The sequence below is a fragment of the Mycobacterium paraintracellulare genome (assembly GCF_000276825.1).
GTDB classification, from domain to species: Bacteria; Actinomycetota; Actinomycetes; order Mycobacteriales; family Mycobacteriaceae; genus Mycobacterium; species Mycobacterium intracellulare.
Genome location: NC_016948.1, coordinates 1,680,150 through 1,701,856 on the forward strand (window position 1 = coordinate 1,680,150; position 21,707 = coordinate 1,701,856).

The 21,707-nt window shown below is 66.2% G+C and carries 20 protein-coding genes; 9 read left to right on the plus strand and 11 right to left on the minus strand.

From position 1 onward, the window contains the following. Positions 1–759, plus strand: a complete 759-nt coding sequence (locus tag OCQ_RS07915) for a sensor domain-containing protein (RefSeq protein ID WP_009952323.1) — start codon at positions 1–3, stop codon at positions 757–759. 16 nt (positions 760–775) lie between these two features. Further along, positions 776–1,519, plus strand: coding sequence for a sensor domain-containing protein (locus OCQ_RS07920; protein WP_014384191.1), 744 nt, complete (start codon positions 776–778; stop codon positions 1,517–1,519). A 17-nt stretch (positions 1,520–1,536) separates the two neighbouring features. On the opposite strand, the gene OCQ_RS07925 is transcribed toward OCQ_RS07920, so the two are convergent. Further along, positions 1,537–3,495 (minus strand): glycoside hydrolase family 15 protein, encoded by a 1,959-nt coding sequence (locus tag OCQ_RS07925; protein WP_172417567.1) that lies wholly within the window; start codon positions 3,493–3,495, stop codon positions 1,537–1,539. Between the two features lie 217 nt (positions 3,496–3,712). Here OCQ_RS07925 and OCQ_RS07930 point away from each other — a divergent pair, with 217 nt between their 5' ends. The 5 genes from OCQ_RS07930 to OCQ_RS07950 all read left to right on the plus strand — a co-directional run bounded on the left by OCQ_RS07930 (position 3,713) and on the right by OCQ_RS07950 (position 8,063). After that, complete coding sequence (locus OCQ_RS07930) at positions 3,713–3,907, plus strand: hypothetical protein (RefSeq protein ID WP_009952319.1); 195 nt, start codon at positions 3,713–3,715, stop codon at positions 3,905–3,907. A 335-nt stretch (positions 3,908–4,242) separates the two neighbouring features. Further along, positions 4,243–5,283, plus strand: coding sequence for a sulfate ABC transporter substrate-binding protein (locus OCQ_RS07935; RefSeq protein WP_050989374.1), 1,041 nt, complete (start codon positions 4,243–4,245; stop codon positions 5,281–5,283). Next, entirely contained in the window at positions 5,280–6,152 is an 873-nt protein-coding gene (cysT, locus tag OCQ_RS07940) for a sulfate ABC transporter permease subunit CysT (RefSeq protein WP_009952316.1), read from the plus strand. Before OCQ_RS07935 ends, cysT begins: the two co-directional genes overlap by 4 nt. Beyond that, entirely contained in the window at positions 6,149–6,967 is an 819-nt protein-coding gene (gene cysW, locus OCQ_RS07945; RefSeq protein WP_008255299.1) for a sulfate ABC transporter permease subunit CysW, read from the plus strand. Before cysT ends, cysW begins: the two co-directional genes overlap by 4 nt. A gap of 13 nt (positions 6,968–6,980) precedes the next feature. Continuing rightward, entirely contained in the window at positions 6,981–8,063 is a 1,083-nt protein-coding gene (locus OCQ_RS07950; protein WP_008255301.1) for a sulfate/molybdate ABC transporter ATP-binding protein, read from the plus strand. A gap of 4 nt (positions 8,064–8,067) precedes the next feature. On the opposite strand, the gene OCQ_RS07955 is transcribed toward OCQ_RS07950, so the two are convergent. From OCQ_RS07955 to OCQ_RS27315, 3 genes are all read right to left on the minus strand, one after another. Continuing rightward, on the minus strand, positions 8,068–8,811 hold the full coding sequence (locus OCQ_RS07955; protein WP_014384197.1) for a phosphoadenylyl-sulfate reductase: 744 nt from the start codon (positions 8,809–8,811) through the stop codon (positions 8,068–8,070). After that, positions 8,808–10,475: a nitrite/sulfite reductase gene (locus tag OCQ_RS07960; protein ID WP_008255305.1), complete on the minus strand. Its 1,668-nt coding sequence runs from the start codon at positions 10,473–10,475 to the stop codon at positions 8,808–8,810. The genes OCQ_RS07955 and OCQ_RS07960 overlap by 4 nt, the downstream gene beginning before the upstream one ends. 112 nt (positions 10,476–10,587) lie before the next feature. Then, positions 10,588–10,680 (minus strand): Ms4527A family Cys-rich leader peptide, encoded by a 93-nt coding sequence (locus tag OCQ_RS27315; protein ID WP_350494745.1) that lies wholly within the window; start codon positions 10,678–10,680, stop codon positions 10,588–10,590. A gap of 252 nt (positions 10,681–10,932) precedes the next feature. Here OCQ_RS27315 and hemW point away from each other — a divergent pair, with 252 nt between their 5' ends. Then, positions 10,933–12,105, plus strand: a complete 1,173-nt coding sequence (hemW, locus tag OCQ_RS07965; protein ID WP_014711149.1) for a radical SAM family heme chaperone HemW — start codon at positions 10,933–10,935, stop codon at positions 12,103–12,105. Between the two features lie 8 nt (positions 12,106–12,113). Here the strand turns inward: hemW and OCQ_RS07970 are convergent, their stop codons facing one another. After that, positions 12,114–13,325, minus strand: a complete 1,212-nt coding sequence (locus OCQ_RS07970; RefSeq protein ID WP_014384199.1) for a sodium-dependent bicarbonate transport family permease — start codon at positions 13,323–13,325, stop codon at positions 12,114–12,116. Positions 13,326–13,607: 282 nt separating this feature from the next. Further along, positions 13,608–13,820 carry a hypothetical protein gene (locus OCQ_RS07975; protein ID WP_009956568.1) on the minus strand — a complete coding sequence of 71 codons (213 nt, stop codon included), beginning with the start codon at positions 13,818–13,820 and terminating at the stop codon, positions 13,608–13,610. A 346-nt stretch (positions 13,821–14,166) separates the two neighbouring features. Between OCQ_RS07975 and OCQ_RS07980 the strand changes: the two genes are divergently transcribed. Next, entirely contained in the window at positions 14,167–15,519 is a 1,353-nt protein-coding gene (locus tag OCQ_RS07980; protein WP_009956566.1) for a salicylate synthase, read from the plus strand. 443 nt (positions 15,520–15,962) lie between these two features. Here the strand turns inward: OCQ_RS07980 and OCQ_RS07985 are convergent, their stop codons facing one another. From OCQ_RS07985 to OCQ_RS08005, 5 genes are read right to left on the minus strand one after another with little or no spacing between them, the layout of a single operon-like run. After that, on the minus strand, positions 15,963–16,880 hold the full coding sequence (locus tag OCQ_RS07985) for a MerR family transcriptional regulator (protein WP_009956565.1): 918 nt from the start codon (positions 16,878–16,880) through the stop codon (positions 15,963–15,965). A gap of 14 nt (positions 16,881–16,894) precedes the next feature. After that, the gene (locus OCQ_RS07990) at positions 16,895–18,397 is read right to left on the minus strand and encodes a flavin-containing monooxygenase (RefSeq protein WP_009956564.1); all 1,503 of its coding nucleotides are present in this window, start codon (positions 18,395–18,397) and stop codon (positions 16,895–16,897) included. After that, a complete protein-coding gene (locus OCQ_RS07995) occupies positions 18,394–19,314 on the minus strand; it encodes a hypothetical protein (RefSeq protein WP_009956563.1) in 921 nt (306 codons plus the stop codon). The genes OCQ_RS07990 and OCQ_RS07995 overlap by 4 nt, the downstream gene beginning before the upstream one ends. Before the next feature lie 25 nt (positions 19,315–19,339). After that, entirely contained in the window at positions 19,340–20,179 is an 840-nt protein-coding gene (locus OCQ_RS08000; protein ID WP_014384200.1) for an SDR family NAD(P)-dependent oxidoreductase, read from the minus strand. Between the two features lie 2 nt (positions 20,180–20,181). Next, entirely contained in the window at positions 20,182–21,186 is a 1,005-nt protein-coding gene (locus tag OCQ_RS08005) for an alpha/beta hydrolase (RefSeq protein ID WP_080587993.1), read from the minus strand. Positions 21,187–21,707 lie beyond the last annotated feature (521 nt).

Genomic DNA, 21,707 nt, shown 5'->3' on the forward strand with positions numbered 1-21,707 from the left:
ATGCGGATACTCAAAGCGGCGGCGACGCTCGCAGCGCTGGCCACGCTGGTGACAGGATGCGGCGCGGTCGTGAACGGAACGGCGAAGCCGGCACCGAACCTGAAGCTGCGTCCGCTGAGCGGCGCGACGGTCAGCAAGGTGCTGCTCGACGGCGCGATGCTGTCGCGGATGCTGGACCAGACGCTGATCTCCCGCGAGCCGGCGCAAGTCGGCGGCCCCGAGAAGCTCTACCAGGTCAAGCGGTCGACGTCGCAGGCCGGTTGCCTGGGCGTGACGGCGATGCTGCAAAAGAGCGTGTACCGCTCAGCCCAGGTCCAGGACGTCGCCTCGGTGTCGTGGTGGAACAACGGCGAACCGGCGCAGGTGATCACCGTGATGGAGGGCGTGGTCACGCTGCCTTCGGCCGCGCAGGCTCAGGCGTTGTTCGCGCAGTTCTCGCAGCAGTGGCAGCAATGCAACGGCATGACGACCTCGGAACAGACCGGCCCGATCAGCACGACGAACGTCATCAGCGATGTCCGCGGCACCGCTACCACCATCGCGGCGACCAAAACCGCCACCTCGGTGCTGCCCAACATGCCCGCCCTGCGGCCCACCCCCCAGGCGCGGGCCATCGGTATCCGGTCGAACTGCCTCGTGGAGGTCGAGGTGGTCTTCTTCGGCGGGCGGCGATCCACCGACCCGGGATCGGCCAACGTCAACAGCAGCGCGCTCGACATCGCGCGCGCCATGATGGACAGGGTCAACGCCCTGAGCTGAGGTCGGGAGGGGTGAAGTGAAAAGCACCTGGCACTCGCTGGCCGCTGTGGTCGCGGTGCTGCTGGTGAGCGGGTGCACCCAAACCATCTCCGGCACAGGCACTCTGGCGCCGAACGCGGGTCGGGTGCCGGCCATCAAGCGGGCCTTGTTCGACGGTACCGCGCTGGCGAAGCTGCTCGACCAGCCGTTCCAGCCATACCCGCATTACTCGTTGTTCGGGGGCGGCGACAAATTGGGAACCGCGTGGGATAAGGCGAAGCCCGCCGAGTGCATCGGCGTCGTCCATTTGATGCAGCGGGGCCCGTATGGCTCGGCGCCGATACTAGAAACGGCCGCCGAAATGTGGGTGGGCAAAAGGGATTCGGTGAAGATCGACATTGTCCAGCAAGGCATCGTCGCGTTGCGGACGGCCGCTGACGCCGACGCGCTCTTCGCCAGGTTCGTCGCGCGGTGGCAGAAGTGCGACGGGACCACGCTGATAGCGCCGCCGACCGATATCTACGGTACGGATGCCATCTCCGACGTGCGCGTCCTGAATTCGGTTGTCGCGGCTACGGTTTCGATGGGGTCCGCCCCGTACTCGGTTTTGAACGCAACACCCGTGGCCCGGGCCCTCGGCGTCAAGGGGCCTTACGTTGTCGAGGTGAGGGTCGACTTCATTCCCATTTATGGTCCGGGAGATCAGGGCAACGGCAACATCAACACCACCGCCATCGACCTCGCCCACGCGCTCATGGACAAACTCGGCGCCCGCAGCTGACGCGGGCTCCCTTCCGGCTACATCGGCGCGTTGGCGGGCTGGAACATCCCGGAGCCGTCGGCCTCCTCCTCGGCCCGGATGACGTGCACCACCGCGTTGATCAGCGCCAGGTGGGTGAACGCCTGCGGGAAGTTGCCCAGCTGGCGGCCGGTGCGCGGCTCGATCTCCTCCGCATACAGGTGCAGCGGGCTGGCGTAGGACAGCAACCGCTCGCACAGGCGTTTGGCGCGGCGCACCTCCCCGATCTCGACCAGCGCCGACACCAGCCAGAACGAGCAAATCGTGAACGTGCCCTCCTCGCCGGACAGCCCGTCGTCGGTCTCCTCGACCCGGTAGCGCAGCACCAGGCCCTCCTGGGTGAGTTCGTCGGCGATCGCCAGGACGGTGTTGCGCACCCGCGGGTCGTCCGGCGGCAGGAACCGTGTCAGCACCACCAGCAGCAGCGAGGCGTCCAGCGCGTCGCTGCCGTAGCGCTGGGTGAAGACCCCGCGGGAATCCACGCCGTGCGCCAGGATGTCGGCCTTGATCTCCTCGGCGATGGCCCGCCACTGCTGGGCGTAGCTCTTCTCGCCCTGCCGTTCGGCCAGCTTCGCCCCGCGGTCGAGCGCCACCCAGCACATGACCTTCGACGACGTGAAGTGCTGCGGCTCCCCGCGCACCTCCCAGATTCCGCGGTCGGGCTCGCGCCAGTGCTTGATCGCCTCTTCCACCTGCTTCTTCAGCACCGGCCACAACGTCTCCGGGACCTGTTCGCGCGACTTGGCGTGCAGGTAGAAGGAGTCGAGGATGGAGCCCCAGATGTCGTGCTGGACCTGGTCGAAGGCGCCGTTGCCGATGCGCACCGGCCGGGCCTGGTCGTAGCCGGACAGGTGATGCAATTCCTCCTCGACGAGGCTGCGCTCCCCGCCCACGCCGTACATCACCTGCAGCGGGTGCCGCTCGTTGTTGTTGGCCCCCGAGACGTCGGCGATGAACGCGAAGAAGTCGTCGGCCTCGCGGTCGAGCCCGAGCGTGTACAGGCCCCACAACGCGAACGTGGAGTCGCGCACCCAGGCGTAGCGGTAGTCCCAGTTGCGTTCGCCCTGCGGTGTTTCCGGCAGCGACGTGGTGCTGGCCGCCAGTAGCGCGCCGGTAGGCGAGTAGGTCAACCCCTTCAGCGTGAGCGCGCTGCGCTGCAGGTAGGCCCGCCACGGGTGGTCGGGGAAGTTACCGATGTTGATCCACTGCCGCCAGCACTCGGTGGTCTGCCACATCTTGTCGGCGGCCTCTTGGTAGGTCTGCGGCGCCGGGTGCTTGGTCCAGCTCAGGGCCACGAACACGTCGTCGCCCTCCTTCATCCGGGTGCGTGCGCGCGCTTCGCGGCCTTCCAGCCCGATCCGCAGGTTGGTGGTGAGTCGCAGCGTGGGGTGGGCGTCGGGCTGCCTGGTGGCGCGCGCGATGGCCTCGCCGTACGCGTTGGCGGAGTATTCCCAGGTGGCCCCGACGCGGTGGTAGTCGAACGCCGGCTCGCAGCTCATCATCAGTTCGACGGTGCCGCTGACGCAGCGCACGGTGCGCAGCAGGATGTGCTCGGCGTCCCAGTCCATCGGGGTGCGGCGATGCGTCCGCGACCGGCGGTCCAGGTCGTGCCAGGGCCCCATGACCAGCGCGTCACGCACGATCAGCCATCCGGTGTGCGTCTGCCAGGTGGTCTCCATGATGAGGCTGCCCGGCAGATACCGGCGGGCCGAGGGCACCGAGACGCCGTAGGGGCCCAGCCGGAAATGGCCGGCGCTGCGGTCCAGGATCGCCCCGAACACGCTCGGCGAGTCCGGCCGCGGCACACACAGCCATTCCACCGACCCGGCCGGCGAGATCAGGCAGGTGGTTTCCCAGTCCGACAGGAACGCGTAATCGGCGATCGGCGGAAACGGGTTACGCAGGGCCGCGCTGGGAGCGAGGGGCCCGGGAGTGCGCAGGTCGATGGACGACGACATCGACGTGGCGGACGCCGCTGGAAACGCTTCCTCGGGCATGTCTTCGTCCGGCTGGGCCGGTTGGTCGTCGGGCTGAACATGCAGAACCATCTGGACATCATCGACCGCACGGCGGCCCGGCGTCCAACGTTTCGCCGACGCGGCGTGGCGTACCCCTTCCCGGGCGCCGATGTTCACGCATTGGTTTTGTGTGGCGGCGCCACATAGGGTGAGCTCCGTGAACGCGTTCCTCAACTGGTGGGACGGCAACGAGCTGTGGCTTTCGGGGCTCCCTTTCGTGCTGCAGGCCATGGTGGTGATGCCGGTCGTGCTGGCGGTGGCCTACGTGACGGGGGCCCTGCTCGACGGCCTCCTCGGCAAGGGCATCGAGTTGATGCGCCGTGCCCGCCATGTCGGTGAGACCTCCGGGTGACGCGCATGCCTCGGTCACACGTGACGCTGGTTCTCCTCATCTTGGTGGCGCTGGTGATCGGCACGTGGCTGGTCACGCACCTGATGCACCGGTGAGGCGCCCGCCGCGGTGGCGTGCGCCGGCTGCGGTGGCGGCACCGTCAATTCCTGTTAGGCTTCCCGCCATGCGCGTGGCGATTGGCATCCCGGGGTGCTATGCCTTCGTGCACTGTTGTCGCTGACTCCCAAACCCGTGTGCGGTCTGGTTCTGGAGTTCTCGAATCCTCCTGAAGTTCTAGTTGCCTTTCCGCTGAGACGGGACCGAGATCCGATAAGTCCCCCACCGGAAGGCCTTCGATGGACATCAGGACCGCATTGCGTTGGCGGCCTGTACTTGCCCTGGTTTCGACAGCCGGCGTGGCCGCAAGTATCGCCGGCTGCCACGGGGGCGCTAGCGATGCCGTCGGCGGCGGCGGGCTGGCCGGCGCACGCACTTCCATCACGCTGGTCGCCTATTCGGTCCCAGAACCCGGGTGGAGCAAGATAATTCCGGCGTTCAATGCCTCCGAAGAAGGCAAGGGCGTGCAGGTGGTGACCTCGTATGGGGCCTCCGGTGACCAATCCCGCGGTGTCGTCGACGGCAAGCCGGCCGACGTCGTGAACTTCTCCGTCGAACCCGACATCGCGCGACTGGTCAAGGCCGGCAAGGTTTCCAAAGACTGGAACACCGACGCCACCAAGGGGATCCCGTTCGGCTCGGTGGTCACGCTGGTGGTGCGCAAGGGCAATCCGAAGCACATCAAGGACTGGGATGACCTACTGCGGCCCGGCATTGAGGTCATCACGCCCAGCCCGCTCAGTTCGGGGTCGGCCAAGTGGAATCTGCTGGCGCCGTACGCCGTCAAGAGCGAAGGCGGCGCCAACAGCGCCGCCGGCGTGGATTTCATCAAGAAGCTGGTGACCGAGCACGTCAAACTCCGTCCCGGATCGGGACGCGAAGCCACCGACGTCTTCATCCAGGGCAGCGGTGACGTGCTGATCAGCTACGAGAACGAGGCCATCGCGACCGAGCGGGCGGGCAAGCCCGTCGACCACGTCAACCCGCCGCAGACCTTCAAGATCGACAATCCGGTCGCCGTCGTCAACACCAGCCCCCACCTGCAGGCCGCCGTCGCGTTCAAGAACTTCCAGTACACGGCCGCGGCCCAAAAGGTTTGGGCGCAGGCCGGTTTCCGGCCGGTCGACCCGTCGGTCGCCGCCGACTTCCGCGCCCAATATCCGGTGCCGACGAAGCTGTGGACCATCGCCGACCTCGGCGGCTGGAGCGCGGCGGATCCGCAGCTGTTCGACAAGAGCACCGGCAGCATCACCAAGATCTACACGCAGGCCACCGGATGACGGCCATCACGCCGGACCCGCTGGCAATCCGGCCCGAACTCAGCGGCGACCCCGGGCACGGGCCGCTGCCCGGGCGTGGCCGCGGGACCACCGCCCTGCGGGTCGGGGCGGCAACGGTGTGGCTTTCGGTGATCGTGTTGCTGCCGCTGGCGGCGATCGCCTGGCAGTCCGCCGGCGGCGGCTGGCACGCGTTCTGGCTCGCGGTCACCTCCAATGCCGCGCTGGAATCCTTCCGAGTGACCCTGACGATCTCGGCCGGGGTGACTGTGCTCAACCTGATTTTTGGTCTGGTGATCGCGTGGGTGCTGGTGCGCGACGACTTCGTCGGGAAGCGACTGGTCGACGCGATCATCGACCTGCCGTTCGCGCTGCCCACCATCGTCGCCAGCCTGGTCATGCTGGCGTTGTACGGCAACAACAGCCCGGTGGGTCTGCACCTGCAGCACACCGCGTGGGGTGTGACGGTGGCGTTGGCCTTCGTGACGCTGCCCTTCGTGGTCCGCGCGGTTCAGCCGGTGCTGCTGGAGTTGGATCGCGAAGTCGAGGAGGCGGCGGCGTCGCTGGGCGCCAGCGGCCCGAAGATCTTCACCTCGGTGGTGCTGCCGGCGCTGCTGCCCGCGCTGTTGTCCGGTGCGGGCCTGGCGTTCTCGCGCGCGATCGGCGAGTTCGGGTCGGTGGTGCTGATCGGCGGCGCGGTGCCGGGCAAAACCGAAGTGTCATCGCAGTGGATACGGACCCTGATCGAAAACGACGACCGCACCGGCGCCGCCGCGATATCCATTGTGCTGTTGGCGATTTCGTTCGTGGTCCTGCTCATCTTGCGGATCGTGGGTGGGCACGCGGCCAAACGCGAGGAGCTGGCCGCATGACGTCGTCCGCCGGAGTCCGCTATTCCCTGCGATTCGTGGCGCTCGGATACATCTTCGTGTTGCTGGTCGTGCCGGTGTCGTTGATCCTGTGGAGGACGTTTCGGCCCGGGTTCGGCCAGTTCTACGCCTGGGTCAGCACTCCCGCGGCGATATCGGCGCTGAACCTGACCCTGCTGGTGGTGGCCATCGTGGTGCCGCTCAACGTAATCTTCGGCATCCCGACGGCATTGGTGCTCGCGCGCAACAGGTTTCGCGGCAAGGGCGTGCTGCAGGCGATCATCGACCTGCCGTTCGCGGTCTCACCCGTCATCGTGGGTGTGGCGTTGATCGTGTTGTGGGGCTCGGCGGGTGCGCTGGGATTCGTCGAAAACGACCTCGGGTTCAAGATCATCTTCGGCCTGCCGGGCATCGTGCTCGCCAGCATCTTCGTCACCCTGCCGTTCGTGGTGCGTGAGGTGGAGCCGGTGCTGCACGAGCTGGGAACCGACCAGGAGGAGGCGGCGGCGACGCTGGGTTCGGGCTGGTGGCAGACGTTTTGGCGGATCACGCTGCCGTCCATCCGGTGGGGCCTGACGTACGGCATCGTGTTGACAATCGCACGTACCCTGGGGGAATACGGTGCGGTGCTCATCGTGTCGTCGAACCTGCCGGGAAAGTCGCAAACACTGACATTGCTTGTTTCGGACCGATACAACCGCGGCGTCGAGTACGGCGCCTATGCGCTGTCGACCTTGCTGATGGGGGTTGCGGTGCTGGTGCTGATTTTCCAGGTGGTTCTCGACGCCCGCCGCGCCCGAGCGGCGAAGCAGGCCTGACGAGGAGGATGACGTGACAGACACCGGTACCGGCCGGGACGACCTCGCCATCATCGTGCGCGACGCCTACAAGCACTATGGCGACTTCGTCGCGCTGGACCACGTGGACTTCGTCGTGCCGACCGGGTCGCTGACGGCGTTGTTGGGTCCCAGCGGTTCGGGCAAATCGACGCTGCTGCGCACCATCGCCGGTCTCGACCAGCCCGACAGCGGAACCGTCACGATCTACGGTCGCGACGTGACCCGGGTGCCACCGCAGCGCCGCGGCATCGGGTTCGTCTTCCAGCACTACGCGGCATTCAAGCACCTGACCGTCCGCGACAACGTGGCCTACGGGCTCAAGGTTCGCAAGCGGCCCAAAGCCGAAATCAAAGCCAAGGTCGACAACCTGCTGGAAGTGGTGGGGCTCAGCGGTTTTCAGAGCCGCTATCCCAATCAGCTCTCCGGTGGTCAGCGACAGCGGATGGCGCTGGCTCGAGCGCTGGCGGTCGACCCGCAGGTGCTGCTGCTCGACGAGCCGTTCGGTGCGCTGGACGCCAAGGTGCGTGAGGATTTGCGGGCGTGGTTGCGCCGCCTGCACGACGAGGTGCACGTGACCACGGTGCTGGTCACCCACGATCAGGCGGAGGCATTGGATGTCGCCGACCGGATTGCGGTGCTCAATCACGGTCGCATCGAGCAGATCGGATCCCCGACCGACGTCTATGACGCCCCGGCGAACGCGTTCGTGATGTCGTTCCTCGGCGCGGTGTCCACCCTCAACGGCGCCCTGGTGCGTCCGCACGACATCCGGGTGGGTCGCAACCCCGAGATGGCGATCGCCGGCGGCGACGGCACCGCGGAGTCGATCGGGGTGGTGCGGGCCACCGTTGACCGGGTGGTGGCGCTGGGTTTCGAGGTGCGGGTCGAATTGACCAGCGCGGCCACCGGCGGCTTCTTCACGGCGCAGATCACACGCGGCGACGCCGAGGCCCTGGCATTACGCGACGGCGACACCGTCTACGTGCGTGCCACCCGGGTCCCACCGATCGCCCCGACTGCGGCGGAGCCCGGTCACAAAGCGGACGAGGATGAGAACACGCTGACCTCAGCGTGATTCGTCACGAGGCGTGCAGACCGCACTCCGTCTTGGACAGCCCCTGCCAGCGCCCACTGCGCGGGTCGGCGCCCGCCAGCGGCTTGGCCGTGCACGGGGCGCAGCCGATCGACGAATAGCCGTCGTAGATAAGCGGATTGACCAGCACGCTGTGCTCGTCGATGTAGTTCTGCACGTCGTCGTCGGACCAGGTCGCCATCGGGTTGACCTTCACCAACTTGAAGCCCTCGTCGAAGCCGACCACCGGGGCGTTGGCGCGTGCGGCGGTTTCGCCCCGGCGCAGCCCGGTCACCCAGGCCGAGTAGCCGCGCAGCGCCTTGCCCAGCGGGGCGACCTTGCGCAGCCGGCAGCATTCACCGGGATCACGCGCGAACAGGTTCTTGCCCAGCAGTTTGTCCTGCTCGGCGACGGTCTGCTCGGGCGTGACGTTGAGCACCCGGATGTCGTAAACGGACTCGATGGCGTCGCGTGTACCGATGGTCTCCACGAAGTGGTAGCCGGTGTCCAGGAACACCACCGGCACACCCGGGCGCACCTTGGCGGCCAGATCGATCAACACCGCCTCTTGCATGCTGGAGGCCACCACGTAGTTGCAGGTCGCCCATCCGCGCGGTCCGTTGACGCCGCCGAACGTCTCGTCGGTCCAACGCAATACGTCGCTGGCGCTGGCGCCCTCGAGCTCGGCCGCTCCCCGGGCGGCGAGCTCGCGCAGCTCGGCCTCGGAATGTCTGGTTGTTCGTTCGCTCATCGCAAATCGTCCTCGTCTGCCCTCATGGCCCACTGTGCGAAACGTTCACCCTCGCCGCGATATTTCAGGAAGTTACGTGCGACCCGCTCGATGTAGTCGCCGAGCTCGTCGCTGGTGACCTTGTGCTGACGCAGTTTTCGGCCGAAGCCGCTGTCTTGACCCAGGCTGCCGCCCAGGTGTACCTGGAAAGCCTCGACCGAGCCGCCGTTTCCGTCGTCGACCATCTGGCCTTTCAACCCGATGTCGGCGACCTGAATGCGTGCGCACGAATTGGGGCAGCCGTTGAGGTTGACGGTGATCGGAACATCGAGCTGCAGGTTGATGTCCGCGAGCCGACTTTCCAGCTCGGGCACCAAAGACTGCGCCTTGACTCGTGTTTCGGCGAATGACAGCTTACAGAATTCAATTCCCGTGCAGGCCATCACATTCCGGCGCCAGTGTGACGGTTGGGACTGCAGGCCGAGCGCCTCCAAACCGGCGATCAGCTCCTCGAGCTTGTCGTCGGGGACGTCGAGGATCACCAGCTTTTGGTAGGGGGTCAACCGGATCCGGTTCGAGCCGGCCGCCTCGGCGAGGTCGGCCACCGCGGACAGGGTGGTGCCCGAGACCCGTCCCGCAATCGAGGCGACACCCACGGCGTTGAGCCCGTTCTTGAGCCGTTGCACACCGACGTGGTCGATCGGACGCGGGACCGGCTCCGGCGCCGGTCCGTCGATCAGCGGACGCTTGAGGTACTCGGTTTCGAGGACTTCACGGAACTTCTCGACGCCCCAGTCCTTGACCAGGAACTTCAGCCGCGCCTTGGAGCGCAGCCGCCGGTACCCGTAGTCACGGAAGATCGAGGTGACCGCGTGCCAAACCTCGGGCACTTCCTCGAGCGGCACCCAGGCACCCAGCCGTTGGGCCAGCATCGGGTTGGTCGACAGGCCGCCGCCCACCCACAGGTCCAGCCCGGGGCCGTGCTCGGGGTGGTTGACGCCGATGAACGCGATGTCATTGACCTCGTGCACCACGTCCTGCAGGCCCGAGATGGCGGTCTTGTACTTGCGCGGCAGGTCGGCGAAGTCGGGCTGGCCGATGTAGCGGCGGGCGATCTCGTCGATCGCCCAGGTCGGGTCGAGCACCTCGTCGAGCGACTCGCCGGCCAGCGGTGATCCCAGGATCACGCGGGGGCAGTCGCCGCACGCCTCGGCGGTCTGCAATCCGACGTCGGCCAGCCGCCGCCAGATTTCGGGGACGTTCTCGATCTCGATCCAGTGGTACTGGATGTTTTCCCGGTCGGTGATGTCGGCGGTGTCGCGTCCGAACTCGGTGGAGATCTGGCCGACGGTGCGCAGTGCGGCCGTCGACAGCGCACCGCCGTCGCAGCGCACCCGCATCATGAAGTACCTGGCCTCGAGCAGCTCGGCGTTGTCGTCGCCGGTGAAGGTGCCGTCGTAGCCCTGCTCACGCTGGGTGTACAGGCCCCACCAGCGGAAGCGCCCACGCAGGTCGCTCTTGTCGATGCTGTCGAAGCCGTTCTTGGCGTAGATGGTCTCGATGCGCTCGCGCACGTCCAGTGGGGCGCCGGCCTGCTTCATCTCTTCGTTCGGGTTCAGCGGCTCACGATTCCCCAGTGCCCATTGGCCCTCGTTACGGGCCTTCGCGGGTCGGGCGGTGGTCATCGGAAGTTCTCCTTCAAAAAGATCGCCAGCGCGGCCAGCACAGTTCACCGGCACTTATGGGCGGCACGAAACCGTCGGCCTGCTGGAGACACAGTGGGCTGGGTCTACCAAGTCAAGGCAGACAGATACAGCTGCAAACGCGCTTGAGATCGATGTGCCGTCGCGCCACGAGCACAATGTGCGGGCTGGGCTGGGCGACAGTCACGCCCCCATTGTGCCATGGATGCCGGGGGGCCGTGCGAGCAGGTCAAATCTGGGCTCACGATGATTAAAAGTGCCGCTGACGGGCCACCGCGGCATCAAGTCCGGGGGATCCACCGCGCGGCAACGCCGAGCGTGCACCCAGCGCGAAAATCCGGCCGGAATGTCGCAGCCGGCGCACGCTCGGCGCACGGGCAGCCCCCGGCAGCCGGGATCGACGGCGCCGGCGCCGGGCGTCTGCGTGGGATCATTTGGCATGGCCATTCGCGAGGAGCTGGTCGACCTGCCCGACGTGCGGGTGACCGCCGGGCAGCCGTTTGGCATCTACGTGCATGTCCCGTTCTGCGTAACGCGTTGCGGCTATTGCGATTTCAACACCTATACCCCAGCGGAGCTGGGGGGCGTCAATCCAGACGCCTGGTTGGGTGCGCTGCGGGCCGAATTGGAACTGGCGGCCGCGCGACTGGAAGCGCCGCCGGTGAGCACCGTGTTTGTCGGTGGTGGGACGCCCTCGTTGCTCGGCGGTGCGCGCCTGGTGACGCTGCTGGACATGGTGCGCGAGCACTTTCCGCTGGCAGCGGATGCCGAGATCACCACCGAGGCCAACCCCGAGTCGGCGTGGCCGGACCTCTTCGACGCCATCCGCGCGGCCGGCTACACCCGGGTGTCCCTGGGGATGCAATCGGTGGCGCCACGGGTGCTGGGTGTCCTCGACCGCATTCACACGCCGAACCGATCGGCCGATGCCGCCCGCGAGGCGCTGGCCGCGGGCTTCGAACACGTCAGCCTCGATCTGATCTATGGAACCCCGGGGGAGTCCGACGACGACCTGCTGCGATCGGTCGACACCGCGATCGAGACCGGCGTCGATCACGTCTCGGCCTATGCGCTGGTGGTCGAGGAAGGCACCGCCCTGGCCCGGCGGGTGCGTCGCGGCGAACTGGCCGCTCCCGACGACGACGTGCTGGCCCACCGCTACGAATTGGTCGACGCGCGCCTGAGCGAGGCGGGCATGTCGTGGTACGAGGTGTCCAACTGGTCGCGGCCAGGGGGTGAATGCCGGCACAACCTGGGCTACTGGGACGGCGGCCAGTGGTGGGGCGCGGGACCGGGCGCGCACGGATACGTCGGCACCACGCGCTGGTGGAATGTCAAGCATCCCAACGCATATGCCGAGAGGCTGGGCACGGCCGCGCTGCCGGTCGCGGGATTCGAGCGGCTCGACGCCGACACGTTGCACACCGAAGACGTGCTGTTGAAAGTCCGCCTGCGCCAAGGCCTTCCGGTTGGCCTGTTGAATTCCGAAGAGCGTGAACGCGCCGAGGGCGTCGTCTCCGACGGGTTGCTGGTGACAACCGGTGACAGGCTCGTCCTGACGGATCGGGGACGGCTGCTGGCCGACGCCGTGGTGCGGACGCTATTGGGGTAGCGGCCCGGTCAGACCCCGAACCATTGCTCGAAGACCCGGGCGATCTCGATGTAGAGCGGGATTCCGACGGTGACGTTGTAGGAGAACGTCAGACCCAGCGAGGCGGCCAGCGGCAACGTCGGGCTCGCCTCGGGGATGGCGAGCCGCTGCACCGCCGGGACGGCGATGTAGGACGCCGCGCCGCACAGGACCGCGAACAGCACATAGGTGCCCGTCTTGAAGTCGGTGTGGGTCAGCGAGGCGTAGCTGCAGGCGACGAAGATGCCCAGCGTTGCAAAGACATTCGGCGCCACGAGACCGAAGACGATGAATCCGGGGCCCGCCGTGCGCAGGTCTTTCAGCTTGCGCGACGCCGTCATGCCCATTTCGAGCAGGAACAGGCACAGCACGCCCTGGAACGCCAGCACGAAGAACTTGTCGTCGTCGGCGACGACCTTCTGGCCCTGCAGCCCGCTGACGAGACCGATGATGATGCCGCCCATCAGCAGGACTAGCCCCGGATTGAGGAACACCTCCTGAAACAGCTCGCGGGAGAGGATCGGCATCCGCTTGGCCTTGGCGTCGTCCGGGCTCTGCTCGGGCTCCCAGTCCTCCAGCTCGTGCTCCAGGCTTGCTTCCTGCCTCTCGAGGCTCTGGCCCTGCGGGGGCCGCGCGGCGCTGCCGGGGCCGACCCCGACCTTGACGGGCGGCGTGTAGCCGGGCTCGTCGGGCATGTATCCGCCGGCGTCCATGCCCCGGTGGCGCAGTCGGGCCACGAAGTACAGCGCGACCAGGCAGCCCGGGATCTCCATCACGGCCAGCATCACCGGCATGTAAGCGTTGAAGGCGATGTTCACGGCGGCCAGCACGGCCACACAGGTGGCAAAGGTCCCGGCCGAGTCCGACCCGTAATAGCCCGCGATCGTCGCGCGGTCCACCTTCCGCAGCGTTTTCAGTCGGCTCAGGCCCACGTAGGCCAAACCGCCGATGGCACAGTTCAACACGAAGCCCAGGACCATGAATCCGACGATGGCGCCGACGCTCGAGGCGCTGATCTTCGCGAGCTCTTCGCCGCCGTGCCAGCCGATGGCCAGCAGCAGATACATGGTCAACCCCTGATAGATGACATAGGGGAATTCGAAGCGCACCTTCAGGATGGGGATCAGAAAGCCGAAGTAGAAAAACAGCAAGAGCGGCTTGAAGAGGTTGTGGGTGAAGTTGTGCCAAAACTCTTGCAGCATCGATGCCTCCGTTGAGTAGACCCGCGATCAGGGGGAAGCACCGTCCGCAAACGCGGAGCAACCACGAAACATCCCGACGACCGTCAGAAATTTATCCCCGTGGCGGTCGACCTGCCACTCGAAAGCACGGCGGGAAGGACGGGCCTTCCAGACCCGCCTAGCGCCGCAAATGCGCTGGTCAGGCCCGATCTAGCGGAACGAAATCCGGTGCCGGCAGGCGTCCCATCAGCCGTGAGATTGGTGTGAAGATGCTGTCTATTTACTGTGTAGTCAAAATCTGAGTCAGTGGGGCGGCCAGTTGGGCGACGGCCTGACCCCGGCTCCCTTTTGCCGGTGGGTCACCGACAGCCAGGCCGAGGGCGAGTAGTGCGTCGTGATTTCCTCGAAGCCGTCGACCCGGGACACCGAAAGCACACCGGTCTCTTGATTGATTTCGAGCTCGTCGCCTGCGCTCGCCTGGACCTCCTCGCCACTGCTGAGGCGAATGCTGAACACGTCGTTCCTCCAATCAGCGAATCCGGGCGGACGGGCCAGTGCCACTAGGACGAGTCTCGCGGCCCACGCCGTTCGGTGCGCGACCACGACGTAAACGGTGGGAAAACGTTCCAGGTGGCGAGCCTCACACCGGATCGGCAGCGCCTGACCTTCCGCGCCGGCGGCGACCCCGACCTAGCTGCGCGAACGGAACGGCTGGAGCGACGAATCGGCGCGTTCCGGCGGGTAGCCTCGGGCGGGGCCGGGCTTTAACTCCGAGGGAGTTTTAGCCGAAGGCGCCCCGCGGGGGGCAACTCGATGGGATCGGTTGCGCACAGCTACATAGGTTAGGCTACATTTACTAACCGTGACCGAGGTCAGCGTCGAGACAAGTTCCGCCGGTTCTGCGTCGCCATCGATCCCGCTTCCCGCCCATATCGACCCGGCGGACCTGGCGGCCGAGTTGGCCGTGGTGCTCTCCGAACGCGTCGGGGAAGAGTATCTGCTCTACGAGCGCAGCGGGGAATGGGTGCTGGCCACCGGTGTGCACGCCATGATCGAGTTGGACAGCGACGAGCTGCGGGTGATCCGCGATGGGGTCACGCAGCGCCAGCAGTGGTCGGGGCGACCCGGGCCGGCGCTGGGCGAGGCCATCGACCGGCTGCTGCTGGAAACAGACCAACTCTTCGGCTGGATCGCCTTCGAATTCGGGGTCTATCGCTACGGGCTGCAACAGCGCCTGGCGCCGGAAACCCCGCTGGCGCGGGTGTTTTGGCCGCGGGGCCGCATCGTGGTGTCCCGGGAGGCGATTCGTCTGTTCGACGCGTCGGCCGACCACCGCGACGTAGTGCTGGCTGTGCTCGGCGACGGCGTCTCCGGGCTGCGCGAGGCCTCCGCGATCGACGTCATCGCCGACACCTCCGACTACCGCAATCGTGTCGCGTCGGCCGTGGCGGAGATCGCGGCGGGCCGCTACCACAAGGTGATCCTTTCCCGTTCTCTCGAAGTGCCTTTCGCGCTCGATTTCCCGTCCACCTACCGGCTGGCGCGCCGGCACAACACCCCGGTGCGATCGTTTCTGTTGTCGCTGGGTGGGATTCGTGCCGTGGGCTACAGCCCCGAACTGGTCGCGGCGGTCCGGCGCGACGGTGTCGTGGTGACCGAGCCGCTGGCGGGCACCCGGGCGCTCGGTCGTGGCGAGGCGCGTGACCGTGAGGCGCGAGATGACCTGGAGTCGAACTCCAAAGAGATTGTCGAGCACGCGATTTCGGTGCGCAGCTCGCTGCAGGAGATGACCGAGATCGCCGAGCCCGGCACTGCGGTCGTCACCGATTTCATGACGGTGCGCGAGCGGGGGAGTGTCCAGCACCTCGGGTCCACGGTCAGCGGGCGCCTGGGCACGTCGAACGACCGGATGGACGCGCTCGAAGCGTTGTTCCCTGCGGTCACCGCCTCGGGCATCCCGAAAGCGGGCGGTGTCGAAGCGATCATGCGCCTCGACGAAGGACCCCGTGGCCTCTATTCGGGTGCGGTCGTGATGATTTCGGCTGACGGCGGGCTGGACGCGGCGCTGACGCTGCGCGCGGCCTACGAACGTGACGGCAGGACCTGGTTGCGGGCCGGTGCCGGCATCATCGAAGAGTCCACGCCCGAACGCGAATTCGAAGAGACGTGCGAGAAGCTGTCCACGCTCGCGCCCTATCTGATTGCGCGCGCCTAGGCGAGGAATTCGACGAGTCCAAGCGCCTCCGAAGGTGAGGCGCGAAGGGCCGAGAAGATCACCGCCAGCAAAGTCCTTCAAACAGAAGGAACACTGACACTGATTAACGTGATATGCAGCGCAAGCGGCGGCTATGGCCGCGCGACGGGTGAATTCTCAACGGCCGGTAAAGGGTTGACAGCGAATATCCGTCATTCTCAAGTTTTTTCGCGGTGTTGCGTTTAGCATCTGTCCCAACTTCAACGGGATGGAGTATTCGTGGCTGGTCTCAAGTCGAAAGTCGTTCTTGCCGTCATGCTGGCGCTCACTTTTCCCACGGCAGCGGCCTGCACGGGCACTTTTACGTGCCCAACCTGCACTGTCGTCCCTTTTTAGCGCTCCACCGTTAGGTCGCGCGCTCACGGCATGAGGCGGCCGAGGACAATCCCGAAAGCCACCGCCGCTCAGGCCGAAGAGCTCGACTCGGCGAGATAGTCCGCCAGAATGCGGCTCACGAGCGACTCGATATTGGATTCGATCGAGGACGCGAGCGTCGCGGTGACCGTGGCCACGGCTTGAGTCCGAAAGCGCACGAGCATGGTGATCAGCTCGGCGATCTCGGCGTCGGCCGGGAGCGGCTCGCCGGGCCTGATGCGGTCCAGCACGTGTTCGGCGCCGGCGCGCACGAGCATGTCGCTGATCTTGTCGATCTCGGGCACGATCTGCTCGTGCAGGTCGATGAGCTTGTCGAATTCGACACCGTAGCCGCGGATTTCATTGAACGCCTCGATCAGTTTCGGGCGGGTGATCGTCGCGTTGGACCCGTCAATCCGAATCACTTGAAGCGCGACGAGCCGCTCGAAGGCTTGCGGGTCGTCGACGAGTCGCTGGGCGTCGGCGAGCGGCATGGTTTCCGGCTTCTCGGTCGTCCACGGGCCCGCGATGGCGGTTTCGAGGCCCAGCACGTCACCGAGGTTCTTGCCTTCCTCCCACGCGCTGAGCATTTCTCGTACGTGCGCGATGGTGTAGCCGCGGTCGAGCATCGAGGTGATGAGCCGCAACCGGGTCAGGTGGGTGTCGTTGAACAGCGCGATGCGCCCGACGCGCAGCGGGGGCGGCAACAGCCCGCGGTCGCGGTAGACGCGGATGTTGCGGGTGGTGGTGCCGGCCAGCCGGGCCAGGTCGTCGATGCGGTACTCCCCGGAGTTCGCGGCGCCGTGCGGGTGTCGGACCGCCGCGTCGAACAGCTGGGACACCGCCGTTTCGATGAGTTGTCGATATTCCCGCGATTGGCGCCGCACGCGTTTGGGGGCGCGGCGCACGTTGTGCAGCACGCTGGCGATGGTGCCGGGTTCGGGCCGCGACGCACGCTCGGTTGCCATGTCAGGGCGCGATCTCAGGCGGATCGGCTGGCGCGCGCCCGGGCGTGCGCCACCGCCTGATAGTCCTCATACCGAAAATCCCTCATCTGGCGAAGATACTGCGTGGCGAATCCGGGATACATCGACCCGTTGAATCCGTCCTTGGTGAGGTACCAACTGCGGCATCCCGACATCCAGGTCGTCCTGGTCAGCCGGCGCTGGAGATCCTCGTTGTGGCGCCGCTGGACCTGTTCGCGGACATCGAGATAGCGCAGGTCCTCGTCGAGGATGGTGGTGATGCCGCGTACCACGTAGTCCAGCTGGCCCTCGATGTAGACCAGCAGCGAGTTGTGCCCCGGCCCGGAGTTGGGGCCGGTCATGACGAACAGGTTCGGATACCCGTGCACGTTGATGCTCTTGTAAGCCTGTGCGCCGTCGGCCCATTCGGCGGCCAGCGAGCGCCCACCGAGTCCGGTCACGGCGAAAGGCGGACCGGTCAGATGCACGTCGTAGCCGGTGGCGAACACGATGCAATCGAGGCGGTGCTCGATGCCATCACTGGTGCGGATGCCCGCCGGGCTCAACGTGGCGATCGGCCAGTCGATGAGCTTGCAGTTGTCCCGTTGCAGCGCCGGGTAGTAGTCGCTGGAGACCAGCATGCGCTTGCACCCCGGCCTGAAGTCGGGCGTCAGCTGGCGCCGCAGCCACGGATCCTTCACCTGAGCGCGCAGGTGGGCCCGCCCCAGCCGGGCGACCAACGACGTCAGCGGCGTGTCCCACACCAGCGCCGTGGCGCTGGCTTCATGCCCCCAGTACAGCGTCTGGCGCGCAAGCTGTTGGGTGGCAGGAACTTTGGCGAACAAGGCTTGCACGGCAGGTGGGGTGGCGACGTCCAAGCGCGGCAGCACCCAGCATGGGGTGCGCTGGAAAACCTTGACGAATTCGGCGCGTTTGACCAGCTCGGGGATGATCTGGATGGCGCTGGCACCGGTCCCGATGACCGCGACGCGCTTGCCCGCGAAGTCGTAATCGTGATCCCAGCGGGCGCTGTGGATCTTGTGCCCCTGGTAGCTGTCGAGGCCGCGGATGTCGGGGAAGCTGACGTCGGACAGGGGACCGGAAGCCAGCACGACGGTGCGGGCGCGAAATTTCTTGCGGTTCTTGGTGGTGGCGGTCCAGACGCCGGCGTCCTCGTCGAAGGACAAGCCCTTGACCTCGTGGCCGAACCTGATGCGGTTGCGGATGTCGAAGCGGTCCGCCATGTCCTCGAGGTGGCGATAGATTTCCGGGGCGGGGGAGTAGGTTCGCGACCAGGTCGGATTTTTGACGAATGAGTAGGAGTACAGCAGCGACGGGACGTCGCAGCTGGCACCCGGATATGTTGTGTCGCGCCAGGTTCCGCCGACGCGGTCCGCGCGCTCGAGTATCACGATGTCATCGACTCCGGCTTCGGCCAACCGGATTGCCGCGCCCAGTCCGGTGAAGCCGGCTCCGATGATGAGCGCCGCATGGGCGCCGTTGTTGTTCGCCATGCTCATGCCGCCGGCTCGTGGGTGAGTTCTCTGACCCACGTCGGTACCGACGGTAGCAGCGGCCGCGGATACCGGTCGGAAAGCCATACCATCGAATTCGCCAGCAGGTGGTACGGGTGGCGTGGATTCGTGACCACTCCGGCGTAGCGCCTTAGGAACCGGTAAGTCGGTACCCGGCTGGTGCGATCGCCGCGGTCGCCAAGCTCTCTAAAGCGTTTCACGGCCCGGTAAAGCCGCTCGGGCTCCATACCCATGGCGATGATCTCGTTGCGGATCCTGTTGATCAGCGGTGCACCCATGATCGCACCGATGATGAGACCCGGAGTGGCATTGTGACCGACGAAGTCGATCAGCAACCGCCGGATCTTCGCGTGCCCGATCATGTCGAGAACTTCGAAATCGACGACCAGGTGGCGCGATTCGTCGTTGTTGATCTTCTCGAAGACCTGGTGACAAACGGGATCGTGCACCTCGTCGAGGAGGAATTTCAACAGGGCGCCGTCCAGCGCGACTTCGAGCATCGGGATGACGGTGCCGAGCAGAGACAGCGGCATGTCGTCGGCCCAGCGGTCCAGCCAGTCGATGGCCAGTCGGATGTTCACGTTCGGCTCGGGAATCTCACCGTCGGTGAGCATGCCCCAGCGCTTCATCAGCGCCAGTTCGGCGTTGGCGTGGCGCTGCTCCTCGGCGTGGAAGTAGCGGTAGATCTCGGCGATGGTCGGTGTGGGGGCCTTCTTCGCCAGTGCCGCAAAGCCTCTGGCGCCGATGTTCTCGATCCAGCACAGGTCGGCCATGAACGCCTTGAGCTGGGGCCGCTGTTCGTCACTGATCATGTCGGCGCCGGGGGCGTCCCAGTCGATATCGGCGAGTGCCCACTGCCGGTCTTTGATCTTGGCGAGCATGACTTCCATGTCGATGGCCATCGGGAACTCCTTTGCGTCGACGTGTTCAGGGCAGGTTGATGCGGGAGAGCAAGCCGGCCGTGCGCGTATAGGCCTGCGGGGCCAGGCGTTTGATGTTCCAGCCGACCTTGGCGTCGAACTGCGGCATGCAGTAGAGCTCGCCGCGGTCGTGTGCGTCCAGGCAGGTTCGCGCGACCTTCTCCGCGGACAATCCGGTCCAGCGCATCAATTTGGTGGCGAGTTCGCTGGATTGTTCGCTGATGCGGCCGGACTCGAGAATGTTGGTCTTTACGAAGGTCGGGCACAGCACGGTGACCCGCACCGGGGTTCCGGCGAGTTCGGCGGCCAGGGTTTCCGAGAGTGAAAGGACGCCGGCCTTACTGACGTTATAGGCGGCCATACCCGGGGCGGCGCCGAACGCCGCCGCGGAGGCCACGTTGATGATGCCCCGCCTCGCACGCGACTCGGCGTCGCGCAGGATCGGGGTGAACACATGGCAGCCGTGAATGGGGCCCCAGAGGTTGATCCCCAACGTCCACGCCCAATCGTCGAGCGGCGCATCGCCGATCGCGGCGCCGCCGGCACCGACACCGGCGTTGTTGATCACCAACGTGGGTGCCGCCGGGAACCACGCCTGCGATTGCTCGGCCAACGCCTGCACCTCGTCGAATCGCGATACGTCGCAACGGATCGCGATCGCCTTGCCGCCCTGCTCGGTGATCGCGTCGGCGGTCTTTTGCGCCGCGGTTTGGTCGATATCACTGCACACGACCGCGCCGCCGCGACGGCCGAGTTCGACGGCGAAGGCGGCGCCGATGCCGCTTCCGGCACCGGTCACCACCGCCGAAGCGCCGCGGCTGATTTTGGGCTTATTGAGTCCGAACATCGTCAGCGGGCCCCTTCGGTGACGGCGCGCGCATCCTGCAGGGCGTGCGCGATGAAGCGCGCGACATAGGCCATCGCCTTGGCGGCTTCGGGTGTCATGCGTGGCAGCGCCTGAAAGACGTGCACCTGATGGGGCCAGATCTGCAGTTCGCATCTGCCACCGGCAGTTCGGATGTCGGCGGCGAGCTGGCGCGCGTCTTCTTGCAGCATCTCGGCGCCGCCGGCCTGGATCAGCGTGGGTGGAAGCGCGGGGCCGCCCGCGACGTCGAGTGTCAGCCGTTGATGGGTCAGCTCGACGCCGCTGTGGTAGAGGCCGACCAACCGCACCGCGTTCGCGGCGCTGGTGGCGGGATCGGGGCGAATCCGCTCACGAGCGAGCGCCAATTCGAACGAGAGGTCGTACAGCGGCGAGAACAGCACCATGGCGGCGGGGTGCTCGACCCCGGGTTGTAGCAGCAGATCGACGGACAGGTGACCGCCCGCCGAATCTCCGGCGATCACAATGTGTTTGGGCAGTAGGCCGCACGTGTCGACCAGCCAGTCCCAGCCCGCGCGGACATCGTCGGCCGCGGTGGGGAAGCGATGCTTTGGGGCGAGTCGGTAGTCGATGCAGAACACCGGAAGGCCGGTCAAGGACGAAAGCCAGGATGTCAACCGGCGGTGCGTCTTTGGCGAACACACGGCGTACCCGCTGCCGTGCACGTAGTAGATGGCTCCCGCGGTTGTCGATGAGCGCTCAGCTTCGCTGGTGGGGGTGCGCGGCCCGTAGACCCATTCCCCTTTGACGCGGCGGCCGTCGGGCAGCCTGGTGTCGACCGGTTCGACGCGCGTGCCCGCGAGCGAGGGTCCAAAGGTGCCCATGATCCTGGCGATGATCTGACGCGAGAGCCATAGCCCCCATGCCCGCTCGGGCGGGATCACGCTGGTGATCGGCCGCAAGGTGTAGGCACTTACCGCTGCCGCCCCGCGGGATCGCAGCGACCCGCGAGCCGGAACACCGTCCGTCATACAACGCAGTCAATACCAAATGGTGACATTCGTCAATGGCAGATTCGCGGTGGGGTGTCGAGCCGGTCGCCTACGACTGTAGGTTCTCAGATTCGATGTCATATTCTCAGTTGAGATGTCATATGGATGTCATATATGACACGAACCTGAGACGCTGATGTCTAACTGACCGATGGTCTTGAAGTCCGACGGATAGTCTGATTCATGTCGTTCGGGCGAAAGTTACTGCGAGAAAGCCTTATTCGGCGAGCGACTCATTTACTCCTGCCCCTGTCGTCGCTGACTCCCGGGCCAATGCGCTCGGTTTTGTCGGCAAGATCCGGCGAGCTATCGCGTCTGGTTGCCGGGGAGCGCCGTAACTTCGTGGCAGACGGACTCGATACTTTCTGTGGCGCAACCAGCACCGGCGATGCTTGCAGGCGGGGGGATCGTGGAAGCCGTCAAGACGATGGATACAGCGGTTATCCATGGGAGCGGACATATGTCGTTACCGACCCGCTTGTGAACAGCCGGCGGCTCGA

Bases quoted from the DNA above. Each gene is read 5' to 3' on its own strand.
- OCQ_RS07935 (WP_050989374.1), top strand. From the start codon at position 4,243: ATGGACATCAGGACCGCATTGCGTTGGCGGCCTGTACTTGCCCTGGTT.
- OCQ_RS07985 (WP_009956565.1), bottom strand. From the start codon at position 16,880: ATGGCAACCGAGCGTGCGTCGCGGCCCGAACCCGGCACCATCGCCAGC.
- hemW (WP_014711149.1), top strand. From the start codon at position 10,933: ATGGCCATTCGCGAGGAGCTGGTCGACCTGCCCGACGTGCGGGTGACC.
- OCQ_RS07960 (WP_008255305.1), bottom strand. From the start codon at position 10,475: ATGACCACCGCCCGACCCGCGAAGGCCCGTAACGAGGGCCAATGGGCA.
- OCQ_RS08005 (WP_080587993.1), bottom strand. From the start codon at position 21,186: ATGACGGACGGTGTTCCGGCTCGCGGGTCGCTGCGATCCCGCGGGGCG.
- cysW (WP_008255299.1), top strand. From the start codon at position 6,149: ATGACGTCGTCCGCCGGAGTCCGCTATTCCCTGCGATTCGTGGCGCTC.
- cysT (WP_009952316.1), top strand. From the start codon at position 5,280: ATGACGGCCATCACGCCGGACCCGCTGGCAATCCGGCCCGAACTCAGC.
- OCQ_RS07925 (WP_172417567.1), bottom strand. From the start codon at position 3,495: ATGTCGTCGTCCATCGACCTGCGCACTCCCGGGCCCCTCGCTCCCAGC.
- OCQ_RS08000 (WP_014384200.1), bottom strand. From the start codon at position 20,179: ATGTTCGGACTCAATAAGCCCAAAATCAGCCGCGGCGCTTCGGCGGTG.
- OCQ_RS07955 (WP_014384197.1), bottom strand. From the start codon at position 8,811: ATGAGCGAACGAACAACCAGACATTCCGAGGCCGAGCTGCGCGAGCTC.
- OCQ_RS07970 (WP_014384199.1), bottom strand. From the start codon at position 13,325: ATGCTGCAAGAGTTTTGGCACAACTTCACCCACAACCTCTTCAAGCCG.
- OCQ_RS07990 (WP_009956564.1), bottom strand. From the start codon at position 18,397: ATGAGCATGGCGAACAACAACGGCGCCCATGCGGCGCTCATCATCGGA.
- OCQ_RS07915 (WP_009952323.1), top strand. From the start codon at position 1: ATGCGGATACTCAAAGCGGCGGCGACGCTCGCAGCGCTGGCCACGCTG.
- OCQ_RS07995 (WP_009956563.1), bottom strand. From the start codon at position 19,314: ATGGCCATCGACATGGAAGTCATGCTCGCCAAGATCAAAGACCGGCAG.